Here is a 26,489-nt window from a genome sequence, read left to right as displayed (position 1 = left end):
CGGAGGCGACGCGCGGCCTTCCGACCGCGCGTCGTCTCTGTTCGTTATTCGGCGATGCTCAGGAACTTGCTGAGGTGCTCGTTCGGAGCATTGTCCGCCCAGCCCTTGACGCGGCTGGCAACCAGCCACAGGTCGGCCTGGGTCAGAAGCGGAGCGATCGGCTGTTCCTTCATCAGCAGCGCTTCGGCGTCATGCATCAGCTTGGAGCGGGCTGCCGGGTCCTGCTCGTCGTAGGACTTCTTCATCAGGCCGTCGAATTCAGCGTTTTCGAAGTGGCCGTAGTTGAAGGTCTTGTTGGAGCCGACGCTGAGCGCCAGGAAGTTCTCGGCGTCCGCGTAGTCAGCCTGCCAGCCGGCGCGGGCAACGTTGAACTTGCCGCCTTCCTGCAGGTAGGCGTAGTGCGAGGACACGTCGAGGTTCACCAACGACACCTTGGCGCCGAAGGTGTTCTTCCACATGTCGGCGACGGCAGTCGCGACGCGCTCGTGGTTCGGGTTGGTGTTGTAGCGCAGCTCGATGTCGAGCGGCTTGCCACCTTCGCCGTAACCGGCTTCCTTCATCAGAGCGATGGCTTTGTCTTCGCGGTCGAGCTGCGACATCGTGCTGAACTCGGCCTTGGACGGCTCGCCGTAGCTTTCAATGCCCGGGGGAACCATCGAGTAGGCCGGCAGCTGCGAGCCAGCGTAGATTTCCTTTGCAAGGAAGTCGCGGTCTACAGCCATGGAAAGGGCCTGGCGGACGCGAACGTCGCTATAGGGCTCCTGGCGGGTGTCGAAGGCATAGTAGTAGGTCGCGAGCGACGGCGAGACGTGGACCTGCTCGCCGTAGGACGTGCGCAGACGGTCGATCTGGTCAGCCGAGAAGTTATAGACGAGGTCCATTTCCTTGGCTTCGAAGCGGCGAACCGAAGCGGCCTGGTCGTCGATCGGATAGAAGATGACCTTGTCGAGCTTGACGTTGGCCGCATCCCAATAGTTGGCGTTCTTGACGACGGTCAGGCTGTCGTTCGGAACATGGGCCTGCAGCGTGAACGCGCCGTTCGAAACCATGACGCCCGGCTTGACGAAGTCTGCGCCGTTCTTTTCGACGCTTGCCTTGCTGACCGGAAGTGCGGTCTGGTGCGCGAGCAGTTCCAGGAAGAACGGGGTCGGACGCTCAAGCGTGATTTCGACCGTCTTTTCGTCAACGGCCTTTACGCCGAGCTGGTCGGCCGGCAGTTCGCCCTTGTTGACCTTTTCAGCGTTCTTGATCGGGAAGAGAATGTTGGCGTAGCCGGCTGCGGTCTTCGGATCTTCGACGCGGCGGAAGGAGAAGACGAAGTCTTCAGCCGTTACCGGCGAACCGTCCGACCACTTTGCATCGGCGCGCAGCTTGAAGGTGTAGACCGTGCCATCGTCCGAAAGCTCCCACGTCTCAGCAACACCGGGGACGATCTTGGCAGAGGCGTCATAGATCGTCAGACCTTCATAGAGGTCCTTGAGGATGAACGCTTCGATGTTGATCGAGGTGTGGTGCTGGTCCAGCGTCTGCGGCTCACCTGCGTTGCCGCGATGCAGGACAGCTTCGGCAAGCGCCGGGCTCGCTGTGATAAGCAAAGAGCCGAGTAGCGCAGCAGCGCTCAGGTTGAGTTTCAGTGATGCCATTTTGTTTCTCTCCTTCCCCTTTTTTGGGTTTGTGATCGCAGGAGAGAAGTGCAAATCGTTCGCGAACGCAAGGCGGATTCTGCGACTGTCTGCATCTTTATCTATAGGCAGGGAATCGACCTATCCCATAGGTTGTATTTTGTTTGCGATTCTTTTCATCGCCTTTGCGACGGACATATGACGTGAACAGGGCATTTCTGCGAAATCTACTGCAACGTTTTAGGTCCGCGCTTTTCCTCGGCCGGATCGCGCTTCGAATCATCCCCGATGCAAAGTTTGTGAATTTTAGCGGCAGTTTACGTAATCTGCGCAAAGAAAGAGGGGTATTGCCGCAATCTTCTTGCGAGCCGCTCAGCTCCTGTCGACAGACTGTTTCCGACAGGGCATCTACCACTATAGTGCAGAAGACGAAACCAGCGCTCAGGGGTTGCATTCAGGCCCCTCGACTCCGCCTCCTCTCAGCCACCACCAGAAAGTGAAAACACTTCACACTGAAGGTGTTGCATCCAGTCCACAGTAAAATCGATTGAAGCGAGTTTCGACCTCTGGCAACCTGCCTTTTGCCCGGTTGTCAAACCACTTCGATGAACTATTGTGCGCCTGACTTCGGTGGGCGCGACCAATTCGCGCGCGCCGTCACGCCGCACGAAAAAGCCGGCCATCGACTTTGCCATCGATGCATTTCGTGCGGTTCATCGGCCGGATTGTTTTTGTGGTGCGCCGCATAGGTTGCACCGAGTATCCAAAGGGAGATAGCGAATGGCATTGATCACATTGCGGCAACTGCTCGACCATGCGGCGGAGAACGACTACGCGCTGCCGGCGTTCAATGTGAACAATCTGGAATACATTCAGGCCGTCATGCGCGCCGCCGATGCGACCGACAGCCCGGTCATCCTCCAGGCAAGCCGTGGCGCGCGCTCCTACGCCGGTGACGCGTTCCTGCGCCACCTCATCCTGGGTGCCGCGGAAGAATATCCGCATATCCCGGTCTGTTTGCATCTCGACCACGGCGACCAGCCGTCGACCTGCATCTCGGCCATCACCAACGGCTTCACCTCCGTCATGATGGACGGCTCGCTGGAGAAGGACGGCAAGACCGTTGCCAGCTATGAATACAATGTCGCCGTCACCGCGGAAGTCGTGAAGATCGCGCATGCGGCCGGCGTTTCGGTCGAAGGCGAACTCGGCTGCCTCGGCAACCTTGAAACCGGCGCCGGCGACAAGGAAGACGGCCACGGCTTCGAAGGCAAGCTGTCGCGCGACGAACTGTTGACCGACCCGGACCAGGCGCTGGATTTCGTCACCAGGACCGGCGTTGACGCGCTGGCCGTCGCGATCGGCACCAGCCACGGCGCCTACAAGTTCACCCGCGAGCCCGATGGCGACATCCTGTCGATCGAAACGATCGCCAAGATCAACAAGAAGCTGCCGAACACCCACCTCGTCATGCACGGCTCGTCGTCGGTGCCGAAGGATCTCCAGGATCTCTTCAACACCTATGGCGGCAAGATGAAGCCGACCTGGGGGGTTCCTGTCTCGGAAATCCAGAAGGCGATCCCGCTTGGCGTTCGCAAGGTCAACATCGACACCGACCTGCGCCTCGCCATGACCGGCACGATCCGCAAGAACTTCGCCGAGAACCCGGAGAACTTCGACCCGCGCACCTACCTGAAGCCGGCAACCGCGCTGATGACCGAAGTCTGCCGCGAGCGCTTCGAAGCCTTCCGCACCGCCGGCAAGGCCTCGAAGATCCGCACGCTGCGCCTGCCGGAAATGGCAAAGCGCTACGCGGCTGGCTGATCCGACTAACCCCGCGCCGGATCACCGGATCGGGGAGCAGACGGCTTGTCTAAGCTCACAACACCAATCGGCGCGCGGTTCTATTCAAACCGTGCGCCGATTTCGTTTCAGTTGGGAAATGCCGCGTGACCGTCCGACGATTAGAACGTCGGCGGCGTATTGACCCAGAGAAGCACGGTCTCGCCGTCGTGACGGTTCGCCCAGGCGTGCCGCCGCTTGCTTTCGAAATAAAGCGAGTCGCCGACGCCGAGGTCGTAGAACTGGTCGCTGTCGAGAATGAACTCGACACGGCCGGAGAGGACATAGACAAACTCCTCGCCCTCGTGCCCATAGGCGCCTTCGCTGGACGCGCCCGGCTCCAGCACGAAGCGGTGGCAATCCATCTGGTTGCGGCCATCGGCCAAAAGCTGCACCGTGACGCCGGGGGTCGTGCGCGGCCATGTCCGCCATTCTCCGGCCCGAACGACGGCGCGCCCATCCGCCTCCTCTTCACCGGCAAGGCTGGAAACGGTGGTGCCGAAGAATTCAGCGATGTTGTGCAGCACCGCGACCGAGACGCCCTGCGACGTGCGCTCCAGCGTCGAGAGCACCGAGGCGGCGATGCCGACCTCACCGGCGACCTGCTCCAGCGTCTTGCCGGCGGCGTGCCTGAGGCTGCGCAGCTTGCGCCCGACCTGGTTTTCAGGACCGTCGCTTGCTGCCGCCGACGGCTGGTCGTCCGCAGCCCCTTCGGCGTCCAGCGCCTCACGGATCGCAGCCGGATTGAGACCGCGCTCGGCCCGGAACCAGGAGATGCGCTTCAACCGGGCAAGATCGTTCTCGGTATACTGCCGATGTCCCGTCGGCGAGCGCTCGGGCACAACGAGACCCTGCGTCTCCCATAGTCTCAGCGTCGAGGCGGAAACACCCGCCAATCGTGCCGCTTCGGCGACCTTGTAGCGCACTGCGCCCATTCCAATTTCCCTTTACCGCTCAAGCGGCGCTGCCCGAATCCTTGCAATTCCGGCGTGTCCGCAACCTTAGCCGCCGCGATCGAGATCTGACAAGAACGGCGCATCAGCAACCGTGGTGTCTCGATCACCAAATTTGATTTGCAATCGACTGTGAAAGGTGTACCACTTCCACAATAAACTTGCAGAAAAAATGCAATATATTAACTCCAGACGACAGGAACGCGCCATGACCAGCCTCACCGACCGCAAGAACGCCGCCATCTCGCGCGGCGTCGGCATGACCACCCAGATCTACGCCGATCGCGCGGAAAATTCGGAAATCTGGGACAAGGAAGGCAATCGCTACATCGATTTCGCCTCCGGTATCGCCGTCGTCAACACCGGCCATCGCCACCCGAAGGTCATCGAAGCGGTCAAGGCGCAGATCGATCGCTTCACCCACACCTGCCATCAGGTCGTTCCTTACGAAACCTACGTGCACCTCGCCGAGCGCCTCAATGCGCTGACGCCCGGCGACTTCGCCAAGAAGACGATCTTCGTGACAACAGGCGCCGAGGCTGTCGAAAACGCCGTCAAGATCGCCCGTGCTTCGACCGGCCGCCAGGCCGTGATCGCCTTCTCGGGCGGCTTCCACGGCCGCACCTTCATGGGCATGGCGCTGACCGGCAAGGTCGTTCCCTATAAGGTCGGCTTCGGTGCGATGCCGGGCGATGTCTTCCACGCCCCCTTCCCGATCGAACTGCACGGCATCACCACCGAACAGTCGCTCGCCGCATTGAAGAAGCTCTTTGCTGCCGACGTCGATCCGGGCCGCGTCGCTGCGATCATCCTTGAGCCGGTGCAGGGCGAAGGTGGTTTCTACCCGGCGCCCGCCGCCTTCATGAAGGCGCTGCGCGAAATCTGCGACCAGCACGGCATTCTGCTCATCGCCGACGAGGTCCAGACCGGCTTTGCCCGTACCGGCAAGATGTTTGCAATGGACCACCATGATGTCGCGCCCGACCTCATCACCATGGCGAAAAGCCTTGCCGGCGGCTTCCCGCTGGCCGCCGTCACCGGCCGTGCCGAAGTCATGGACGCACCGGCTCCGGGCGGCCTTGGCGGCACCTATGGCGGCAATCCGCTGGGCATCGCTGCAGCCCATGCCGTGCTTGATGTCATCGCAGAAGAGAAACTCTGCGAACGCGCCGAACAGCTTGGCGGCCGCCTCAAGCAGCGCCTTGCCGCAATCCGCGAGCAGGCACCCGAAATCGTCGACATCCGTGGCCCCGGCTTCATGAACGCCGTCGAGTTCAACGACGTGAAGACCAACCTGCCGAGCGCCGATTTTGCCAACAAGGTGCGCCTGATCGCACTGGAAAGAGGCCTGATCCTTTTGACCTGTGGCGTGCACGGCAACGTCATTCGTTTCCTGGCGCCGATCACCATCCAGGACGAAGTCTTCGCCGAAGCGCTCGACATTCTCGAAGCCTCGATCCTCGCGGCGCGCGCGTGATCCTCGACCGGGCGCCCGCCAACGCGGTTGCCCGGTGCATAATTCCTCAATTCGGGATCGACTTGAGGGTAAAATTATGCAGCAATTCAAAGTGCTACGGCGACCTTAGCGCGTCTTGAAAGACGCGCGGCGCTGTGGGTGCTGCGCGCCAATTTCAAGCGCGCAATGCTCGGGTGCCGGGATAAGTCGGCACCCGCAAGAACAAGCAAAAGCGGGCCTGCCGTCTCGCGGCAGGCCATCGCCGGAGGATGCCCGCCATGACCTTGACCCCCGCCTTGACCAAGCACTTGCGTGACGCCGACCTGTTCGCGTCGCTTCATACCGTTCCGGAGGCCGGCAGGAACTGGGCGGGCGCGACCTTCGACGTCTTCAACCCATCGACCGGCGAAAAGCTGGCAACGCTTCCGGACATGGGCATCGACGAGGCCCATGCCGCAATCGAAGCTGCTGCCAAGGCGCAGGTTCTCTGGGCGGCAAAGCCCGCCAAGGACCGGAGTGCAGTGCTTCGCCGCTGGTACGACCTGATCGTCGCTCATGCGGACGATCTTGCAGCCATCCTGACGGCTGAGATGGGAAAACCGATCGGCGAATCGAAGGGTGAAGTGCTGCATGCTGCGGCCTATGTCGAGTGGTATGCGGAAGAGGCCAAGCGTATCTATGGCGAAACCTTCCCGGCCCCGGCCAACGACCGGCGCATGCTTGTGATCAAGCAGCCCGTCGGCGTCGTTGGTACGATCACGCCGTGGAACTTCCCGGCTTCGATGGTCGCCCGCAAGATTTCGCCGGCCCTTGCCGCCGGCTGCACCATCGTCTTGAAGCCGGCCGAGCAGACACCGCTCGTTGCCGGCGCGATGTTCGTGCTCGCCGAAAAGGCCGGCTTCCCCACCGGTGTTGTCAACCTGCTCTATGCCGCAGAAGGCGCCGCGATCGGCCGCGAACTCTGCAGCAATCCCAAGGTTCGCAAGATCAGCTTCACCGGTTCGACCGAGGTCGGGCGGCTGTTGATGCGGCAATGCTCCGACCAGATCAAGAAGGTCAGCCTCGAGCTCGGCGGCAACGCCCCCTTCATCGTCTTCGACGACGCCGACATCGACGAGGCGGTGGACGGCGCAATCCAGGCGAAATTCCGCAATGCCGGCCAGACCTGCGTCTCGGCCAACCGTATCTATGTGCAATCGGGCGTACACGATGCCTTTGCCGAGAAGTTCGTCAGGCGCGTCGCAGAGTTGACCGTCGGCGACGGCTTTACGCCCGGCGTTACACTCGGCCCGATGATCGACAGGCACGCGATCGAAAAGATCGAGGCGCACGTCGCCGACGCCGTTTCCAAGGGCGCCAAGGTGCGCGCAGGCGGCCACCGGATCGGCGCGTCAGGCACCTTCTTCGAGCCGACTGTTCTCACGGGCATTTCCACCGACATGCGCGTCGCCCAAGAAGAAACCTTCGGCCCGATCGCCCCGATCATTCGCTTCGAGACGGCCGAACAGGTCATCGCCGAAGCCAACGATACAATCTACGGTCTTGCCGCCTATTTCTACGCCGAGAACCTGAAGCGGGTCTGGCATGTGGCCGAAGCGCTGGAATACGGCATGGTCGGCATCAACACCGGCCGCATGTCCTCGGAAGCCGCCCCCTTCGGCGGCATCAAGCAGTCCGGCATCGGCCGCGAAGGCTCGCGTCACGGGCTCGAGGACTATCTCGAAATGAAATATCTCTGCATGGGCAACATCTGACTGTTTCGACCAGAGCAAACGGATCCGGTTCTATTTCAAAGGTACTGGCCCTTCTGGGCTGATCTCTTCGTGTCCGCAGTTGTTTCCGGTTGCAAATCCGGAACCCCGTCCACCAAGTACACTATACTCGTAGTCGTACGTACCGTATTCGTTCTGCTCAACACGACTGATCGCCACCTGATCTTCGGTTATGTCGATAGTTGTCCAGTCCTTGTAATAATCTACGATCCCGGCCTTATTGTTTTTCTCAGAAAATCCGGACAGGCATTTACGCTCATATTCGGCCTGTTGTGCGCTAAAGACATAAGAAATCGACAATACGCTTAAGGCAACGCAGACGACGTAAAACAGACGTCTCTTTTTCAACCTTACACCTCTGCTTCCATCGAAAGGCAAAACACTCGCCAAAGTCAGGCGCGACAATGTTTATGTCGTCCTACGGTCTTGGCGACGGGTCAATCGATGATGTGGTACCCGCCGTCGACGTAGAGGACCTGCCCGGTGATCAGCCGGGCGGCGTCGTGGGCAAGGAAGGCGGTGGCTGCGCCGACGTCGTCGATGTCGATCAGTTCGCGGCTCGGCGATTTGACCTTGGTCTTTTCGAGCAGCGCGTCGAATTCCGGAATGCCGGAAGCGGCGCGTGTCGCCAGCGCCCCCGGCGAAATCGCATGCACGCGGATCCCTTTCGGGCCGAGTTCGGAGGCAAGGTAGCGCACGGCGCTTTCGAGCGCCGCCTTGGCGACGCCCATGATGTTGTAGTTTTCCACCACCACCTGCGAGCCATGATAGGTCATGGTGAAGAGCGTGCCGCCATTCTTCATCAGTGGTTCGGCCAGATGCGCCATGCGGATGAAGGACCAGCAGGAAATATCCATGGTTTTCAGGAAGCCATCGCGCGGGACATCGACCACGCGGCCGCCGAGCGTGTCCTTCGGCGAAAAAGCGATCGAATGGACGACGAAATCGAGTTCGCCCCAAGTCTTCTCGATTTCCTCGAACACCGCTTCCATCTGTCCCGGCACGGCAACGTCGAGTGGCAGGAAGATCGGCGCTTCGATTTCACGCGCCAGGGGTTCGACATGGGGCTTCGCCTTGTCGTTCAGATAGGTGACGGCGACCTCCGCCCCGAAGGCGCGGAAGGCACGGGCGCAGCCCCAGGCGATCGAGCGGTCATTGGCGATACCGACGATCAGGCCCTTGCGGCCATCGAGAAGTTTGGCCTTTGCGACAGGAATGGACATCAATTGTCTCCGATGGTCAGGCTGCGCGGGATTTAAGCAGGGCAAGCGTATGGCGGGCGATCATCAGTTCCTCGTCGGTCGGGATGACGTAGAGCGCAACGCGGCTCGAAGGCATCGAAATCAGCGTTGCGCCGGCCTCGTTGGCGGCTGGGTCGAGGCCGGCACCGAGCCAGGCGATGTTTTCGGCGATGCGGGCACGGATCTGGGCGGAGTTTTCCCCGACGCCCGCCGTGAAGACCAAGGCATCGACGCCACGGAGCGCGGCTGCCAGCATCCCGACATTGAGCCCTGAGCGATAGACGAAGTGGTCGATCGCGAGCTTGGCATGAGGATCCGCGCTTGCAAGCAGGTCCCGCATGTCGTTCGACACGCCCGAGAGCCCCTTGAGGCCGGCCTCATGGTAGAGCAGATCGGAAACGGCCTGGGCGCTCATGCCGCGCTGTAGGATCAGATAGAGCACGACGCCCGGGTCAAGCTGGCCGGGCCGGGTTCCCATCGGCAGACCGTCGAGCGCGGTAAAGCCCATGGTGCTCTCGACGCTGTGACCATTGCTGAGGGCGCACATCGAGGCGCCGCTGCCGAGATGCGCGACGATAACGCGGCCACCGGCGACCTGTGGCGCCACATCCCGCAGTCGCTCCGAGATGTATTCATAGGAAAGGCCATGGAAGCCGTAGCGCCGCACGCCTTCGTCATAATAGCTGTGCGGCATCGCGTAGCAGTTCACCTCTTGCGGGTGGCCGTGGTGAAAGGCCGTATCGAAACAGGCGACCTGCGGCACATCCGGGTTGATCGCCATCGCCTGGCGGATCGGCGCCAGATTGTTGGGCTGGTGCAGCGGCGCCAGATCCTGGTAGCTCGCGAGGCGATCGAGGACGGTCGCGTCGATCAGCACCGGCGCGGCGTAATCGGGACCGCCATGCACGACTCGATGGCCGACCGCCCGCAGGGTGAAGCCTTCCAGCGTCAGCAACCAGTCGCGCGCCGCCGCGATCGCTGCCGGCAAGTCGCCAACGACACCCGCATCATAGCTTTTGTCGATCAGCACGGTCCCGTCGGCAGTCTTTGCCTGCAGGCGGGGACGGGTGCCGATGCCACCGATCTGGCCCTTGATCTGGCGCTCGAGCCCCTGATCCGTGATACCGAACACTTGGAACTTCAGGCTCGACGAGCCGGCATTGACGACGAGAAGCGCGTCCATGTCACACCGCCGCGACTTGCGAGGTCCGCCGACGCGCCGCGTAGAGCGAGGCGACGGCGCAGGAGGCGAGACGCGTGCGCACGGAGTCCGCCCGCGACGTCAGCACGATCGGGACGCGGGCACCCAGCACGATGCCGGCCGCATCGGCATGGGACAGGAAGGTGAGGTTCTTCGCCAGCATGTTGCCGGCCTCAAGGTCCGGCACCACCAGGATCTGGCCGCGCCCGGCGACCGGCGAGGTGATGCCCTTGATCCGTGCCGCTTTCGGGTCGATCGCATTGTCGAAGGCAAGCGGACCGTCGAGCAGGCCGCCGGTGATCTGGCCGCGCTCGGCCATCTTGCAGAGTGCCGCCGCCTCGATCGTCGAGGGGATCTTCGTCGTCACGGTCTCGACCGCCGAAAGGATGGCGACCCGCGGCTCGCCGAGCCCGATCGTCACCCAGAGGTCGATGGCGTTCTGCACGATGTCGCGCTTGGCTTCGAGGTCGGGGAAAATGTTGATGGCGGCATCGGTAATGAACAGCGTTTCGCTATGCCCCGGCACGTCCATGATGAAGACGTGGCTGATCCGTCGGTCGGTCCTGAGTCCGGTCGCCGACGCCGCGACCTCCTTCATCAGCTCGTCGGTATGCAGGCTGCCTTTCATCAACAGCTCGCCTCGCCCCTCCCGGATCATCGCCACCGCTTTGGCCGCCGCCGCATGGCTGTGCGGCGCATCGACGATCTCGCTCCGGCCGAGATCGAGGCCATGTTCGGCGGCAACGCTGCGGATCTTTGCTTCCGGCCCGACCAGAACGGGCGCGATCAAACCCATCTGCGCGGCCTCCAGCGCACCACACAGAGAGGTTTCGTCACAGGGATGCGCGACGATGGTAACCGCCGGCGTTTCATCTCGCGCGGTGGCGATCAGGAGATCGTATTTGGACTGCTCAACCGGCAGTTCGGTTACTTCGGACACGTCGATTCCCCCATCAGGATGCAGTGCGATTGCGAATGGTCTTGCCCGCCTCGATCGGAACCGGCGGCTCGCTCTCCAGCCGGAAAAGCGCGGCAACCTGCTGCAGCCGCTCGGCAGCGACGCCCGTGACGGCCCCGGATGCCTCCAGCACCTCACGAAGGGCCGTAAAGGCGCTGCGACGCTCCTCGACCGTTTCCGGCAGCAGCTTCGGAAGGGTAGCGAGCGCCTCCGCCTCGTCGATCAGCAGCATGAAGTACTGCTCCCGCATCACGGTCTTGAACTCGGCCAGGCTCAGCCGTTTCGCCTCTGGATGGGAAAGCCGGAGCCGGCGAACCGCCTCAAACCCACGTTCGTCCGCGCCGCCGCGCGCCATGCCGACGAAAGTCAGGGCTCTGGCAAGGCCTTCGCAGGTTCCACCCTCGGCCATCCGGGCCTTGAGTTCGGCGATCCGCGCCTTGACGAGCTCCTGGTGCAGCAGGCTCTTCTCCGCCTTTCGCGGCGGCTGCTTTGTGTTCGTGTCGATACCGAGCGCGGCCTGCAGGCTCGGAGCGCCATAGATGGCGTGGAAGCTCTGCTCCGAAAGATACTCGGCCGTCCGCCGCCAGGTCTCGAGACCATCGACGATCTGCTGTGACAGTGCCTCCTGCCAGGCGATGAACGGGTTTCCGGCGGCGGCAGGTTCCCGGTTTTCGCGAACATGGTCCGCGAGCGCCGACGTCCAGACCATGAACGGATTGTCCGGTCCGAAAAGCGCATATTGCAGGCGCAACGGATGCATGTTGCGCATTGCCTCTGCCACGGGCGGCGTCGCCGCGGCCTTGACCATCGGCTGCAGGTAAGTGCGGTAGAGCGCCAGATTGATCTCCGAGAGCTTCGCCGCGGTGGCGAAGCGCCTGTCGTCCTCGATGTCGTTTCCGCCGAGTGCGCGGATATCTTCAAGGGTGCGCGGCTCGCAGCGCATCAGCCATTCGCCGGAGACGAGCGCCCGGCCCTCGACAGCTTCGCTTGCCGGCGTCAGCACCGCCTCGTAAAGCCCGGGCGGCAACACGTCGATCAACTCGATGTTGGAGGCGAATTCGTCATGTTCTTTCCGCGCGACGCCAGCGGAGACGAAAATGCCGAGATGGCCCACGGTCTCGTGCACGGTGTAGACGATCGTCTGGCCGTAGGCGCGGATTTCGTCGACGCTGTCGTAGAGGTCGAGGATCCAGTCGAGCGCCTGTTGCGGCGGGGTGATGTTGTCGCCCTTGGAGCAGAAGACCACGATCGGCGAGCGGATGTTGCGCAGGTCGATCGCGGTGCCGTCGGAGGTTCGGATCTCGCCGGCCGCGAGCTTGTTGCCCACGAAGAGCTCATCGACGATGAACTGCATCTCCTCGGCATTGAGCGTGACGTGGCCGCCCCACCAGCGTTCGAAGCCGAGGTAGCGCGCCGCCTCCGTGTCGATCTTCGAATAGAGATTGTATTGCTTGGTCCAAAGCGTATTTGCCGGATTCTGGTTCTCGAAATTCTGCACCAGCCAGGCGCCGTCGAAAATGCCACCACCGAGGTCACCGGTCAGCGCCGTCAGCCAGCTGCCGCCGAGAAGCCCGCCGGAATAGCGCATCGGGTTCTGCCCGCGCACCCCTGCCCAATAGGATAGCGGCGCGCCGGCAATGATGATCGGGCCGAAGAGTTCCGGACGCAGCGCTGCGACGATCGTGACCGCCCAGCCCGCCTGGCAATTGCCGATCACGCAGGGCTTGCCGTCCGCCTGCGGATGGCGGGCGATGACGGTTTCGAGAAAACCGGCTTCGGCAAGCGCGATGTCCTCGATCGTCTGGCCGGGAACCGGATCCGGCAGGAAGCCGATGAAATAGCAGGGATGGCCCGCTTTCAGCGCCACGCCGATCTCACTATCGGCCTTGAAGCCACCGATGCCGGGGCCGTGCCCCGCCCGGGGATCGACGACGACGAAGGGACGCTTCGTCGGATCGATCGTGACACCCTCGGGCGGAACGATGCTGACCAGAGCATAGTTCACCGGCCGGGCGAGCGTGCGCCCATCGGTAACGAGCCGGGCCTCGAACTCCAGAACGTTCGGCGCAGTCTGGGTGCGATGTTCCTCATATTGCGCGCCACGCTGGCGCATCACATCGAGAAAGAGGACGGAACGCTGCCAGGCATCGAGCGAATAGGAATAGGCATCTGCGAAAGTCGGGATGGTCGGGCTCGTGGAATGCTTGGGCATGATGTCCACTCCTCGGTGCGATTGAAGGTCGGCCCCGTTTCCAAAGCCAATAGAACAACGCAATTCGTCTCGCATTGACCTTAGTCAAAGAGACAGGCGGCAGGGCCGCGATATGAACTCGGCATGATAACCCAAGGCCATTGCCCGGGTCGAAGCAGCATAACTGCGGAGTGTTACGGTGATTTGTCGCCCGCGCGACTTCCTCGCCGTGGACCCCGTTGAAGAAGCATCGTTTCGCTAGCGTTCACTGATCTTTCGCACTGCAGCATTATCCAGAAATGGGGAGCGCGCAAGTCAGGCCTTGAAATTCCGAACACCGCTTGCCAATTGGGGCGAAACCCAAAGGAGTTGCCAGGCAATGAGCGAAATCGAAATGTCCGTAGAGAAACATGTCTTCGAAGCCGATGTGGCGCGACTGCTCCATTTGATGGTGCATTCTGTCTATTCCGACAAGAACGTCTTCCTCCGCGAACTGATTTCGAACGCCGCGGATGCCTGCGAGAAGCTGCGCTACGAAGCGATCGTCTCGCCGGAGCTTCTGGCCGGTGACCCGACCCCGCGCATCATCCTGAAGCTGGACGAGGAAAACAACCGGCTCGTCGTCGAGGACAACGGCATCGGCATGAGCCGCGACGAGCTGGTCGAAGCGCTCGGGACGATCGCCCGCTCGGGCACGCGCGCCTTCATGGAGCGTATCGAAGCCGCCCAGGGCAAGGAGGGCGCGCAGCTCATCGGCCAGTTCGGCGTCGGCTTCTATTCCGCCTTCATGGTCGCCGACAAGGTGGACGTGGTATCGCGCCGCGCCGGTTCCGAGCATGCCTTCCTGTGGTCGTCGGACGGTAAGGGCAGCTACACCGTTTCTGCAGCCGAACTTGCCGACGCCCCGGCGCGCGGCACGCGCATCACGCTGCACCTGATGGAAGACGCCAAGACCTACACGTCGCGCTGGACCGTCGAGCGCATCGTCAAGGACCAGTCCGGCCACGTGCCTGTGCCGATCTCGATTCTCGAAAAGCCCGACGCCGAGCCTGTCCAGATCGGCGACGGCACCGCGCTCTGGACGAAGCAGAAGAGCGAGATCAGCAAGGAAGACTACGCCGATTTCTATCGCGGCGTCGCCGGCCAGTACGACGATCCGGCGCTGACGGTGCATTTCCGCGCCGAAGGCCGCCACGAGTATACGGCCCTTGCCTTCGTGCCTGGCTCGAAGCCCTTCGATCTGTTCGACCCGGACCGCAAGGGTCGGATGAAACTCTACGTCAAGCGCGTCTTCATCACCGACGAGGCGGAATTGCTGCCGCGTTACCTGCGCTTCGTGCGCGGCCTGGTCGACACGTCGGACCTGCCGCTCAACGTTTCGCGCGAGATGATCCAGGAAAGCCCGCTGCTCGCCAGCATCCGCAAGGGTGTCACCAACCGCGTGCTTACGGCGATCGAGAAGCTGGCGGAAAACGAGACCGAGACCTTCGACAAGCTCTGGGAAAACTTCGGCAGCGTGCTGAAGGAAGGCATCTACGAAGACTACGAGCGCCGCGAGCAGCTGGTGGCGCTGTCGCGCTTCCGTACCACCACGTCGGATGAGAGCCAGCGCAGCCTTGCCGATTACGTCAAGGACATGAAGGACGGCCAGTCGGCGATCTATTACCTGACCGGCGACAACCTCGCCCAACTCAAGGCCTCGCCACAGCTCGAAGGTTTTCGCGCCCGCGGCATCGAAGTGCTGCTCCTGACCGATCCGGTCGACAGCTTCTGGGTGACCTCGGCACCGGATTTCGACGGCAAGCCCTGGAAGTCGATTACGCAAGGGGCGGCCGATCTCAGCGCCATCTCCAAGCCCGAAGGCGGCAAGGAAGAGGCCCCACAGGCGAGCCAGCTGGTCATCGACTTCGTCGCCTTTGCCAAGGAAACCCTCGGCGCGGCCGTCTCGGACGTGCGCACCTCCGACCGTCTGACGGAAAGCGCGGTCTGCCTGGTGGCGCCCGAACACGGCCCCGACCGCCAGCTTGAAAAGATGCTGCAGGGCGCCGGCCGTCTCGAGGACGCCCCCAAGCCGATCCTCGAAATCAACCCGGGCCACGCGCTGATCACCGCCATGGCCGCAAGCCCCGCCGGCGACACGGCGTTCCGCACGGACGCCGTTCAACTCCTGCTCGACCAGGCGCGCGTGCTCGACGGCGACAAGCCGCAGGACCCGCGCGGCTTCGCCGAGCGGCTGTCGCGCGTCTTTGATCGCGCACTCAAGGCCTAACAAAGAAGCCCTGGAAATCTCTCCGATTTCCAGGGCTTTTCGCTGTTTTCTTCAGGTCGCGCATCAACGAGACACTCAGCATCTCACGCTGCGTTAATCGCGCTTCGACGCGTCCATCCCGATCTCCGTCAGCACTTCAGCCGTATGCTCCCCAAGCCGCGGCACGCCACGATCGAGTGCCAACTCGGCGGCCGAAAAGCGAATCGGCGTCCGGACCCCGGGCGAGGTACCGGCAGCGGCCCCCGAATGCGGCGTATCCACCCGCATCTGCCGATGCTCGATCTGCGGATCGGCAAAGACGTCGGCGACGGTGTTGATTGGCCCGCCGGGCACACCGGCATCTTCAAGCAGTTTCAACAGCGTGTCGCGCTCGATCTTTGCCGTCTCGGCGGCGAGTTCCGGCGTCAGCGTGTCTCGGTTCTGCACGCGAAGCGCATTTGTCAGATAGCGCTCGTCGGTTGCAAGATCCGAACGCCCGAGCAAGGTGCAGAACTTTACGAACTGGCGGTCGTTGCCGACAGCGACGATCAGGTGGCCGTCGGAGGTCGGGAAGACCTGATAGGGCGCTATGTTCGGATGCGCATTGCCGAGCCGGCGCGGCGCCCTGCCGGAGACCAGAAAATTCAGCGCCTGGTTGGCGAGCACGCCGGTCATGCAGTCGAGCAGAGCCATGTCGATCTGCTGCCCCTCGCCGGTGCGCTCGCGCTGGGCAAGGGCCGCCTGCACGGCGATCACGCCGTAGAGACCGGTGAAGATATCGGCAAAGGCAACGCCGATCTTCTGCGGCTCGCGATCGGGCTCGCCGGTCAGGTCCATGATGCCGCTCATGCCCTGGACGATGTAATCGTAACCGGCGCGATGGGCATAGGGGCCATCCTGGCCAAAGCCGGTGACCGAGCAATAGATCAGCCGCGGATTGATCTTCTTCAGGCTCTCGTAGTCGAGCCCATATTTGGTAAGCCCGCCGACCTTGAAGTTTTCGAGCAGCACGTCCGACTGAGCGGCAAGGCGGCGCACGGCCTCCTGCCCTTCCTCAGTCGTGAAGTCGAGCACCACGGACCGCTTGCCGCGGTTGCAGGCGTGGAAATAGGCGGCGTCCAGCTTCTCGCCGTCCTCGCCCGCAACAAAGGGTGGGCCCCAGGTGCGGGTGTCGTCGCCATCAGGGCTTTCCACCTTGATAACGTCGGCACCGAGATCGGCCAGCGTCTGGCCGATCCATGGGCCCGCCAGAATGCGGGCCAGTTCGAGCACACGAATGCCCTTCAGCGGCGCTTCCATGACGGCACCGCTCAGAAGAAGGCCTGGAGGCCGGTCTGGGCGCGACCGAGGATCAGCGCGTGAACGTCGTGCGTGCCCTCGTAGGTGTTGACGGTCTCGAGGTTCACCATGTGGCGCATAACCTGGTATTCCTCGGAGATGCCGTTGCCGCCATGCATGTCGCGGGCCATGCGGGCAATGTCGAGCGCTTTGCCGCAATTGTTGCGCTTGACGATCGAGATCATTTCCGGAGCCATGCGGCCTTCGTCCATCAGGCGGCCGACGCGCAACGACCCTTGCAGGCCGAGCGTGATCTCCGTCTGCATGTCGGCGAGCTTCTTCTGGAAAAGCTGCGTCTGGGCGAGCGGGCGGTTGAACTGCTTGCGGTCGAGGCCGTATTGGCGCGCCGCATGCCAGCAGAATTCGGCCGCACCGAGCGCACCCCAGGAAATGCCGTAGCGGGCGCGGTTGAGGCAACCGAACGGACCCTTGAGGCCCTCGACATTCGGCAGCAGCGCCTCTTCGCCGACCTCGACGTTGTCCATGACGATTTCGCCGGTGATCGACGCCCGCAGCGACAGCTTGCCGGCGATCTTCGGGGCGGACAGACCCTTCATGCCCTTTTCGAGCACGAAACCGCGGATGGCGCCCCCGTGCGCTTCCGACTTTGCCCAGACAACGAAGACATCGGCGATCGGTGCATTGGAGATCCACATCTTCGAGCCGACGAGGCGGTAGCCGCTCTCGGTCTTGATCGCGCGCGTCTTCATGCCGGCCGGGTCAGATCCGGCGTCCGGCTCGGTCAGCCCGAAGCAGCCGATCCATTCGCCGCTGATCAGCTTCGGCAGGTATTTCTGCTTCTGCTCCTCGGAGCCATAGGCATAGATCGGATAGATCACCAGCGACGACTGCACGCTCATCATCGAGCGGTAACCCGAATCGACGCGCTCGACTTCGCGGGCAACCAGGCCGTAGGCGACGTAGGAAGCGCCGACGCCGCCATAGGTTTCCGAGACGGTAACGCCGAGCAGGCCAAGCTCGCCCATTTCGCGGAAGATTTCCGGATCGGTCGATTCTTCGCGGTAGGCGTCGATGACGCGCGGCTGCAGACGGTCCTGCGCATAGGCCCGCGCGGTGTCGCGGATCATGCGCTCGTCCTCGGTCAACTGATCGTCGAGGAGGAACGGATCATCCCATTGAAATTGCGTCTTGCCGGCCATGTTTCTCTCCCATCGGATTATTCGGCTCACGTTATCGCAAGGGGTGCATGGCGTTTCAAACGAAATTGAGGCACCGCCTCATGCGTCCAGGGAATGGCCCCTCGCCCGGCTTCGTGCAGCCCTTGTTGCAAAATCGCTGGAATATGACGACAAGAACGGATGTCTTTCGCTCTGCCTGCCCTCCTTGGAGATCGAATGCCAGTGCAACGCCAGAGATCAGAAGCAAGCCACGACCATGGCCAATGACCGCCTCGAACGCTTCGCCCACAATCTCGACTGGAACCTGCTGCGCACCTTCGTCGTGCTCGTCGAGGAAGGCAGCATCACGGCCGCGGCCAACCGGCTGCTCCTGCAACAGCCGGCCGTCAGCATGGCGCTGAAGCGGCTGGAACAGACCGTCGGCCAGAAGCTCATCGACCGCCGTCCCGGACGTTTCAACCTGACGGATGCCGGTGCCCGGCTGCATGCCCAGTGCCGTGATATCTTCGCAGCCGTCATCCGTCTGCCGAACGTTCTGGAAACCGCCGGTGACGAGATCACCGGCCATCTCAACATCCACTCGGTCAGCCACGCCCACAATCCCGCCTGGGACCGCAAGCTCGAAAGCTTCTTCCGCCTGCACCCCAAGGTGACCCTGTCGGTCACGGTCGCAACGACCGTGGATGTATTGAGTGCCGTCGAACGCAACGTCGCGACCATGGGCCTTTGCGACGGCAACATTCCCGACTGGCTGAACAGACGCTTTCACGTGCGCGAGCGCTATGCGCTCTATTGCGGCAGAAGCCATCCGCTGTTCGGGGTCGAAGGCGTCGACTTCGACGACCTCAGGGGCAATCCCTATATCGCCTTCATCGCCGACGTTCTCGGCGGCCAGCACATGAACTCGGTAACGGCCGTGCGCGCGGTCGGGTCTTTCGGCCAGCAGGTCCGCGCCGTCTCCTGCAATGTCGAAGAGGTGATGCGACTGATTGCCTCCAATGTCGGCATCGGCATGCTGCCGGACCACTTGGCGTCACCTGCCATCGCGGCGGGCCAACTCTGGCAGCTGCCACCCTATAGCGATCTGCCGACCACCGACGTCTTTCGCATCTCCAATCCGAACGCGATCCTCAATCCGGCAGAAGCCGCATTTCTTGCCCATGTGGCCGATACGGAGCCGCTGGATCACTGCGTCGATGCTGCCTAAGCATCATCAAAATTGATAGTCGCCTTTCCAGTTATAAATTTGAACACGGATGACGCCTTGCCTATGGTCCGGCCGACAACCAACGGAGGCGGGACATGCAGGACTACGATGTGGCGATCATTGGCGGTGGAATTGCCGGCCTATCGCTGGCCTATTTCCTGGCGCCGCATCGCTCCGTCGTGGTGATCGAGCGGGAAGAAGGCCTCGGCTATCACAGCACCGGCCGCTCGGCGGCGGAGTTCGTGCTGCGCTACAATGCGCCGGAAGTCTGTGCGCTCGCGGCCATCTCCAAAAGCTTCTTCGACAACCCACCCAAAGGCTTCTCGGAAATCGTGCTGCTCAAGCAGCGCGGCGGCGTGATGATCGCCAATGCCGAAAAGCTTGCGCGGTTCGAAGAGGTATTTGCCGCAGAAAGCCGTGCCAACGCCGAAATTGAAAGGCTGACCGTCGACGAGGCGATCGCACGCGTGCCGATCCTGCGCCGTGACTATGTGGCCGCGGCCTTTTATGATCCGCAGTTCTGGGACATCGAAGTCGAGAACCTGTTGCAGGGATACGTCCGCGGCGCGCGCCGCCACGGTGCCGCGATCATCGAGCGCTCGGACGTGCTGGCGCCGCGCCGGGACGGCGACCGCTGGGTGCTGGCAACGAGTACCGGCGAGGTTGGCGCGAAGACGGTCGTCAATGCCGCCGGCGGCTGGGCCGATCCCGTCGCGCAATCGTTCGGCGTCGCCCCCGTCGGCATCGTGCCGCATCGCCGCACGGCGATCACCGTCGACCTGCCCGAAGGCATCGACGCGCTGACGCTGCCCGAAATCAACGAGATCGACGAAGACTTCTACATGAAGCCTGAAGGCGGGCGACTGCTTTCCTCGCCCGCCGACGCAACGCCGTGCGAGCCGGCCGACGTCCAGCCGGAGGAGATCGACGTCGCCTGGGCCGCGCACTACGTGGAGGAGGCAACGACCGTGCCGGTGCGCCGTATCTTCAAGAGCTGGGCCGGCATGCGCAGCTTCTCGCCGGACAAGCTTCCGGTGATCGGCTTTGCCCGCGAGCGCCCGGACTTCTTCTGGCTCGCCGGCCAGGGCGGCTACGGAATCCTTACCTCACCCGCACTTGGAGCATTCGCCGCAAATCTCCTCGTCGGTGCACCAGCGCCCGAGGGCTTCGAAGCGGCCGGCCTCGATGCCGCGATGTTCAGCCCGGCTCGATTGGAACGCTAGCCCGAGCAAAGTTGGCAGCAGGCAACCCGTCGGCAGGTCGGGTTGCGCCCCGGCCACCGTATCGCCACATCGTTCTGGAAACCTCCGCCTCGTCGCGCGCCCAAGCGGATCGCCGGCACCGAGGTTTCTTAGTGACGGATAAGCGATGTCCACCATGAAGGAATATTCCCGCCAGTTGCTGGCGCGGCAGGCCCCCGATCTCCTGACCCAACTCTACCGCTGGTCCCGCTCCAGCCGTTTCCGCGAAGAGCGCCGAACCAGCACGCGCGCCTTCATCCAGGCGCAGTATCGCGGCAAAACCGGACGGGTGCTCGAAGTCGACAGGCCGCGGGGACTGAGCGAAAAGCTCAATGCGCTGAAGCTTCTGCCTGCTACGGACTTGCAGACGATCTGCGCCGACAAGATCAAGGTGCGCGACTACGTTGCCGAGCGCGTCGGAAAAGATCTGCTCATCCGCGCCATACTCGCAACCTATCGGCTGAGAGACCTGACACCCCGCAACATTCGGCAGGATGCTTTTGTCCTCAAGACGAACCACGACTTCGGCGGCGTGGTGATCTGCCGGGACAGGAACGCCTTCGACTGGGGTGCAGCCCGAGCCAAGCTCGCCGATCATCTGGCGTTCAACCATTGGTACCGACACCGCGAGCCGGTCTATCGGGACATCCGCCCGGGCGTTCTCGTCGAAGAGTTTCTCCATGCAGATAGTCCTGACGGCCTGCGCGAGTTCAAGATCTTCTGTTTCCACGGTCGGCCGAATTTCATCATGGTCATCCGCGAGAAGGACGGCGTGCGCACCAAGACGGTTTTCGACACAGATTGGCAGCCGTTGCCGGTGCGTCGGCGCTGCGCGCCGTGCGAACGGGAAGCGATCGCCGCACCCCAGTCCCTTCGCACCCTGCTCGATGTCGCGACGGAACTCTCTGCACCCTTCGCGTTCAGCCGCGTCGATCTCTACGAGAATTTCGGTCGGGTTCTGTTCGGAGAAATCACCTTCTTCCCGGAAGGCGGCATGGATGTTTTCGAACCTTATGAGTGGGAACTGCGTTTCGGGGATCTGCTGCGATTGCCGACAGCAGAACCAGGAGAGGAGACCCACACCTGATGCTGCAAGCTTTGGTTCGGCAGACGATCGACACACGCCGTCTTCGCTTTCTGAAAAGCCACGCGCGGCGCTACTGGTCAGACAGCGCTTCCACCGAGGAGCGGCAGTTGGCGGCGCTCCAGCGCATCCAGGACATTCTGGCTGGCTTCGACCCCAAGGAAGCCGACTGGTATCGCCAGATCCGTGGTGATGTCAGGGGTGTCGTCACCAATTGCGAAAGAGAGCAGCACCTGCATGGCCTAAACGGCCACTATGCCTATGTGCTGGACAACAAGTCCGTGTTCACCGAGCTTCTCGTCTCGGCTCAACTGCCGACGCCGCAGATCTTCGCCTGCTACTTTGGAGACAGGTGGCATTGGCGCGATGAAAGCCGAAGCGCTTTCCACGACGAACTCGCCGCACGCGGCCGCTTTGTCATCAAGCCGACGCTCGGATCAAAAGGGCGTTCGGTGCAGATCGGCACGACCCCGGACGCCGTCGACAGCTATCGCGGCGAAGACGCCATTCTCACCGGCTTCGTGCAGCAGGCCGACTATGCCCAGGTTATTTTTCCGGACGCCTTGAACACGATACGCCTGCTCATGCTGCGCGACGACGATGGCACTCCGCTCCCGGCCGCCGCCATCCATCGCTTCGGTAGCGCGCGTTCTGTGCCGGTCGACAACTTCAGCGCCGGCGGCCTCGTCTCCAAGGTGGACCTGAAAACGGGGCGGCTTTCGCGCGCCGTTTCGATCGCCAAGGACAATCACGTCCGTCATCATGACGTGCATCCGGATACGCGGGCAGCGATGACCGATGTCGAGATCACCCACTGGCCGGCGGTCCTGCGGCTCGTCGAGGATCTCGGCCGCGCCTTTCCCTATCTGCATTATGTCGGCTGGGACATTGCGGTGACGCCCGATGGCCCGACGGTGATCGAGGGCAATGCGCATCCGAGCCTGCGCTTCTTCCAGCTCTATGATCGCCTGCTTGATGAGCCCCGGCTGCGCCGCATCTTTGCCCGTTATATCCCCCGAGCCAACGGTGAGCCGCTCTGATGGCCGTGCTCCCGATCGTCGGCACCATCCGGCACCGCGTCTCCTTGTTGCGGCAGTTCTGGGCGCTGGAACGACGTGGAAATGCCGGTCGTCCAAAGTTGCAGCTCCTGACCCGCGGCTTCCTTTCCAACCGCGCCTGGCTCTACCCTTTCGACCAGTTCGACCAGCACCTGTTCCTGACCGACCTCGAAGCCGAAGCGCGGTTGCCGCGGCTGAACAGCCCGGAGGCGATGGCGCTTCTCGGCGACAAGCTGCGGTTCCACCAATGGGCGGGCACGGGCGCCTTTCCCGCATCCTGTCCGGAGTTGATCGGTATCGTCGAGGATGGTGTCACGAGACGGCCCGACGGCAGCCCGCTGCCACGCGCCGAATTCGACGGCCGCGCGATAATCGCAAAGCCGGTTGACGGCAGTGGCGGGCGGGGCGTCAAGCGCATAGCGTCGATCGATGACGTCGACCGACATGGCCGCTATCTGATCGAAGCCGCCGTCGAGCAGCATCCCTACGCTTCCGCCATCTACCCGCATGCGGTCAACACGATCCGGATCCTTGTCGGCCATGACGAGACGACCGGCAAGACGGTACTGCTCGGTGCCGCGCACCGCTTCGGGACGCAACGCTCCCGCCCGACGGACAACTTCAAGGCCGGCGGCATCGTTGCGCTGGTCGATCTCGAGAGTGGTCAGCTGACCGCTGCGATCGCCAATGACGGCGGTCCTGAAAGGACGATCTTCGATCGTCACCCGGAGACGGGCACTGCCATCGTTGGAACCGTCATCCCACGTTGGAACGACATCAAGACGCTGGCATTGCAATGCACGCGCGCTATCCCCGGTCTCAGCTATGTCGGCTGGGATATCGTGTCGACCGAAGCCGGCCCGGTCGTGATCGAGGGCAATGCCGCGCTTGCCAATCCCAATCTTATCCAATTCCATGAGCCGATGCTGCTTCGCAAGGAGGCACGGGACTTCTTCGCTGCCAAGGGCACGATCAGCCAACGCCGGGTAAAGCGCCTGCGCGCCTTCGCTGCCTGACGAGCGATTGGATCAGCCGTTGCGCGATGCCTGCGGGTCGGCAATCGTTCCGAGGATCAGCGGGATGCGTGATTTCGCCGAAGCCCAGTCGCCACGAACCACATCGAACATGGCCTTGAGCAACAGGATCGTCTGCCGCGGATTGAAGGCGGCCCAGGCCAGCCCGTAGACGATCACGCCGATCGCAACCAGTGAGCAGAGCAACGGCACCGGCTGCAAGCCATGAATGGTCTCGCTGGCAAACCAGACGGAGCCGGCCATAATCAAGGACGGAAGCGCTGCAATGAAAAGCATGCGCAACTGGCCGAGGGGATGCAGCCCGGAGACGCGATAGACCTGCATCGCGCCGACCGGCCAGAGCGCCCATTGCCGGAGCGACAGCGCGGCGGCAACGCCAACGAGGCCATATTGGACGCCGACTGCGAGGAAGGCCGCGCCCAGAACAATCGACAGAACGGAAATGAAGGATACGGACCCCATGCGGCCGAACGCGACCAGCACCGCCGTGTTGAAGCTCGAGACCGGCGCGCGCAGGGTTCCAAGCGCAAGGATTTGAAGCACGGGGATCGCGCCGGCCCATCCGTCGCCGAACGCCAGCGGCACGAGGACCGGGGCGACCATCGCCACCCCGAGCACGACCGGCCAGAACACCCAGGTCGTCAGCCGCACGGATGTCTCGATCAGCCGGGCAAGGCGCTCCCGGTCGTGCTGCAGCTGCGCGGCGGCGGGAAAGGCGACTGCCGCAACGGGACCGCTCAGAATGTTGTGCAACTGGTCGAGCAGCCGGCGGGCGACAGCAAACAGGCCGAGCGCTTCGGTGCCGAGCCATTGGCCGATGAAGAGCCGCGGCAGCGCGTTCTGCGAGATGTAGGTCAGCCCGTTGTTTTCGACCCGGCGCGATGCAAAACGCAGGACTTCGACGAATTCCTGCCGCTGAAAGCCGAGGCCGGGTCGCCAGCGCGCTGCCGGAAAGAGCATCGCGAGGTTCATCGCGCGCCGCGCGATCTCCATGATAACGAGGCTCCAGATGCCGGCGCCAGAGAAGGCCAGGAGCACGCCGACGAGAACGGCCAGGGTTCCGCTGACCGCCCCGATGCGAGCGAGATCATTGAATTGCAGCCGCCGCACGAGGATCTGGTTGGGAACGCTCGCAAGCCCGGTGAGAACGGGCAGAACCGCCATCGCAAGAAGCGGCGCCTGCAGCTGCGGCGCCTCGAAGAAGTCCGACGCAGCGGCCCCGCCCGCCCAGATCACGACAGCCGAGAAAACCGAAATCACGCTCAGCGCGACGAAGGCGGCATTGCGATGGCCGGCTGTGACATCCGGTTTCTGCACCACGATGTCGGCGGCATGACCACCAACGAAGATCTCGGCGAAGCCGACGATCAGCAATCCGAGCGCGAACACACCATAGGTCTCGGCGCCAAGAATTCGTGCCAGGATGATGGTGCTGATGGTTGCAAGCAACGCCTGCGCCAGTTGGCCCAATGACGCCCAGATGGCTTGCCCGGTCAGTTCTACTGCACGGCTCAATAGGTCTGCCTTCCGTCGTTCGGCTCGCAAACTAGCCGAAGCAAGCCTGCTTTCCATCTCACGATAGATTTTGCCTTGTTGTCGAAATTGAGGGCAGGCCGCCTTTTTGTGGACGTTTCAAGCGTCATGGTTGTGCACGTTTTCCGGGTGATGCCCGGTTCATCGAGCGAATGCGCTGCAGGGGAGGCAGCGATCGAGGAGGAGCATAAAGTATGAAATTGTCGAAAGAATCTCGCAACGGCGCCCGCGTGTCGATCATCGTTCCGACCTACAACCGCGCACAGTTTCTGCCGGCTTCAATCGACGCGCTGCTGCCGCAGATCGCGGGGGATGACGAGATCGTCGTCGTCGTCGACGGTTCGACCGATGAGACCATGGATGTGCTGTCCCGATACGGTGACAGGATCAGCGTCCTCAACCAGGAAAATGCCGGCAAGGCACGCGCCCTCAATGCCGGCTTGCAACAGAGCACTGGCCAATATGTCTGGATCGTCGACGATGACGACATCGTCTGTCCGACCGGTCTCGCCGACCTCCTGCAGGTCTTCGAGGCGGATCCGTCAGCCGACATCGCCTATGGGCGCTACGTCCGCTTTCAGCACGAGCTGGACACCCCTGCCCGTTTCCTCGACACCGGCTACTGGACCGACTGCCCGCCGGACGAATTCCTGATCGCCACGCTGGAAGACTTTTTCGTCCATCAGCCGGGCATGCTCGTGCGCCGCCGGCTTTACGAAGCGGCGGGCCCCTTCGACGAAGCGCTGCCCCGATCAGTCGACTACGACATGCTGATCCGGCTGTCGCTTCTCGGCAGGGCGACGTCGAGCCGCAACATCATCTTTCACCAGCGCTTGCATGATGGCGACAGAGGGCCGGCGGCAAGCCGCTTCCAGGCACATCGCCGAAATCAAAACTGGATCAGCAACGACGCCCTCATATTCGACCGCCTGCACCAGACACTGCCGCTGGCGGACTATCTGCCCACGCGGCGGATCGAGAGCGCCGAAGAGCGACGCCGAGCCCTTCTCCAGCGCGGCGCCATCATGGCCCGCAAGAAGCGCTGGGACGTGGCGATCACCGACTTCGGACACGCGATGGAGCAAAGCCCCATCGCGCTGACCGGTCAGGAGAAGCGCATCCTGCGGCGCGCAACGGGATCGAAATACGATTGTGACGAGGTCTTCGGCAACGCCGCGATCGATGAGGGTCTGCGCGCACTCAGCCGCCGATATCCGTCGGGGCGCGACGTTGCCCGCTCGCTGGCGCGCGGCCTCGTCTGGAGGGCCCGCGATGCGGCGACCCGCGGCGAGCTCACACGCAGTTCGCGGATCGCCCGGCAGGCCTGTCGATGGGCGGCGACGGCCTGGAGCTGATCGGATGAACAGGCGC

At 62.8% G+C, this 26,489-nt stretch carries 20 protein-coding genes; 10 read left to right on the top strand and 10 right to left on the bottom strand.

Going from position 1 to position 26,489, the window contains the following annotated elements; translation table 11 throughout:
• Positions 1-44: 44 nt before the first annotated feature.
• On the bottom strand, positions 45-1,643 hold the full coding sequence (locus tag M2267_RS20830) for a peptide ABC transporter substrate-binding protein (RefSeq protein ID WP_192449736.1): 1,599 nt from the start codon (positions 1,641-1,643) through the stop codon (positions 45-47).
• A 759-nt stretch (positions 1,644-2,402) separates the two neighbouring features.
• Between M2267_RS20830 and fba the strand changes: the two genes are divergently transcribed.
• Positions 2,403-3,446: a class II fructose-bisphosphate aldolase gene (gene fba / locus M2267_RS20825; RefSeq protein ID WP_429116723.1), complete on the top strand. Its 1,044-nt coding sequence runs from the start codon at positions 2,403-2,405 to the stop codon at positions 3,444-3,446.
• Positions 3,447-3,586: 140 nt separating this feature from the next.
• Here fba and M2267_RS20820 read toward each other — a convergent pair whose 3' ends face one another.
• Complete coding sequence (locus M2267_RS20820; RefSeq protein ID WP_429116721.1) at positions 3,587-4,399, bottom strand: MerR family transcriptional regulator; 813 nt, start codon at positions 4,397-4,399, stop codon at positions 3,587-3,589.
• Between the two features lie 226 nt (positions 4,400-4,625).
• Here M2267_RS20820 and M2267_RS20815 point away from each other — a divergent pair, with 226 nt between their 5' ends.
• Both M2267_RS20815 and M2267_RS20810 read left to right on the top strand, forming a co-directional pair.
• On the top strand, positions 4,626-5,894 hold the full coding sequence (locus M2267_RS20815; protein ID WP_429116718.1) for a 4-aminobutyrate--2-oxoglutarate transaminase: 1,269 nt from the start codon (positions 4,626-4,628) through the stop codon (positions 5,892-5,894).
• Positions 5,895-6,151: 257 nt separating this feature from the next.
• Positions 6,152-7,627, top strand: a complete 1,476-nt coding sequence (locus tag M2267_RS20810; protein WP_429116716.1) for an NAD-dependent succinate-semialdehyde dehydrogenase — start codon at positions 6,152-6,154, stop codon at positions 7,625-7,627.
• Positions 7,628-7,657: 30 nt separating this feature from the next.
• On the opposite strand, the gene M2267_RS20805 is transcribed toward M2267_RS20810, so the two are convergent.
• From M2267_RS20805 to M2267_RS20785, 5 genes are read right to left on the bottom strand one after another with little or no spacing between them, the layout of a single operon-like run.
• Entirely contained in the window at positions 7,658-8,050 is a 393-nt protein-coding gene (locus tag M2267_RS20805) for a hypothetical protein (RefSeq protein WP_429116714.1), read from the bottom strand.
• 32 nt (positions 8,051-8,082) lie between these two features.
• Entirely contained in the window at positions 8,083-8,868 is a 786-nt protein-coding gene (fabI, locus tag M2267_RS20800) for an enoyl-ACP reductase FabI (protein WP_060518199.1), read from the bottom strand.
• Positions 8,869-8,884: 16 nt separating this feature from the next.
• A complete protein-coding gene (locus M2267_RS20795) occupies positions 8,885-10,069 on the bottom strand; it encodes an acetate/propionate family kinase (RefSeq protein WP_429116712.1) in 1,185 nt (394 codons plus the stop codon).
• Between the two features lies 1 nt (position 10,070).
• Entirely contained in the window at positions 10,071-11,027 is a 957-nt protein-coding gene (locus M2267_RS20790; protein ID WP_429116711.1) for a phosphate acetyltransferase, read from the bottom strand.
• Between the two features lie 13 nt (positions 11,028-11,040).
• Positions 11,041-13,257: a DUF3141 domain-containing protein gene (locus M2267_RS20785; protein WP_429116708.1), complete on the bottom strand. Its 2,217-nt coding sequence runs from the start codon at positions 13,255-13,257 to the stop codon at positions 11,041-11,043.
• Positions 13,258-13,615: 358 nt separating this feature from the next.
• On the opposite strand from M2267_RS20785, the gene htpG reads away from it, so the two are divergent.
• On the top strand, positions 13,616-15,505 hold the full coding sequence (gene htpG, locus M2267_RS20780) for a molecular chaperone HtpG (RefSeq protein ID WP_429116705.1): 1,890 nt from the start codon (positions 13,616-13,618) through the stop codon (positions 15,503-15,505).
• 93 nt (positions 15,506-15,598) lie between these two features.
• On the opposite strand, the gene M2267_RS20775 is transcribed toward htpG, so the two are convergent.
• Both M2267_RS20775 and M2267_RS20770 read right to left on the bottom strand, forming a co-directional pair.
• Entirely contained in the window at positions 15,599-16,783 is a 1,185-nt protein-coding gene (locus M2267_RS20775) for a CaiB/BaiF CoA transferase family protein (RefSeq protein ID WP_429116703.1), read from the bottom strand.
• A gap of 11 nt (positions 16,784-16,794) precedes the next feature.
• Positions 16,795-17,982: an acyl-CoA dehydrogenase gene (locus M2267_RS20770; RefSeq protein WP_034799596.1), complete on the bottom strand. Its 1,188-nt coding sequence runs from the start codon at positions 17,980-17,982 to the stop codon at positions 16,795-16,797.
• A 235-nt stretch (positions 17,983-18,217) separates the two neighbouring features.
• Here M2267_RS20770 and M2267_RS20765 point away from each other — a divergent pair, with 235 nt between their 5' ends.
• The 5 genes from M2267_RS20765 to M2267_RS20745 all read left to right on the top strand — a co-directional run bounded on the left by M2267_RS20765 (position 18,218) and on the right by M2267_RS20745 (position 23,567).
• Positions 18,218-19,168: a LysR family transcriptional regulator gene (locus tag M2267_RS20765; RefSeq protein ID WP_429116698.1), complete on the top strand. Its 951-nt coding sequence runs from the start codon at positions 18,218-18,220 to the stop codon at positions 19,166-19,168.
• A gap of 95 nt (positions 19,169-19,263) precedes the next feature.
• Complete coding sequence (locus M2267_RS20760) at positions 19,264-20,391, top strand: NAD(P)/FAD-dependent oxidoreductase (RefSeq protein WP_429116695.1); 1,128 nt, start codon at positions 19,264-19,266, stop codon at positions 20,389-20,391.
• A gap of 145 nt (positions 20,392-20,536) precedes the next feature.
• The gene (locus M2267_RS20755) at positions 20,537-21,496 is read left to right on the top strand and encodes an ATP-grasp fold amidoligase family protein (RefSeq protein WP_429116693.1); all 960 of its coding nucleotides are present in this window, start codon (positions 20,537-20,539) and stop codon (positions 21,494-21,496) included.
• A complete protein-coding gene (locus tag M2267_RS20750; RefSeq protein WP_429116691.1) occupies positions 21,496-22,533 on the top strand; it encodes a sugar-transfer associated ATP-grasp domain-containing protein in 1,038 nt (345 codons plus the stop codon). Before M2267_RS20755 ends, M2267_RS20750 begins: the two co-directional genes overlap by 1 nt.
• On the top strand, positions 22,533-23,567 hold the full coding sequence (locus M2267_RS20745; RefSeq protein WP_429116689.1) for a sugar-transfer associated ATP-grasp domain-containing protein: 1,035 nt from the start codon (positions 22,533-22,535) through the stop codon (positions 23,565-23,567). The genes M2267_RS20750 and M2267_RS20745 overlap by 1 nt, the downstream gene beginning before the upstream one ends.
• Before the next feature lie 12 nt (positions 23,568-23,579).
• Here the strand turns inward: M2267_RS20745 and M2267_RS20740 are convergent, their stop codons facing one another.
• Positions 23,580-25,100 carry a lipopolysaccharide biosynthesis protein gene (locus tag M2267_RS20740; protein ID WP_429116686.1) on the bottom strand — a complete coding sequence of 507 codons (1,521 nt, stop codon included), beginning with the start codon at positions 25,098-25,100 and terminating at the stop codon, positions 23,580-23,582.
• Between the two features lie 212 nt (positions 25,101-25,312).
• Between M2267_RS20740 and M2267_RS20735 the strand changes: the two genes are divergently transcribed.
• The gene (locus M2267_RS20735) at positions 25,313-26,473 is read left to right on the top strand and encodes a glycosyltransferase family 2 protein (RefSeq protein ID WP_052201648.1); all 1,161 of its coding nucleotides are present in this window, start codon (positions 25,313-25,315) and stop codon (positions 26,471-26,473) included.
• The last annotated feature ends 16 nt before the right edge of the window (positions 26,474-26,489 follow it).

The sequence above is a fragment of the Ensifer sp. KUDG1 genome, assembly GCF_050434285.1.
Lineage (GTDB): Bacteria > Pseudomonadota > Alphaproteobacteria > Rhizobiales > Rhizobiaceae > Ensifer.
The sequence above is the reverse complement of the archived record's forward strand: the minus strand, read 5'-3'. Positions and strand labels throughout refer to the sequence as shown.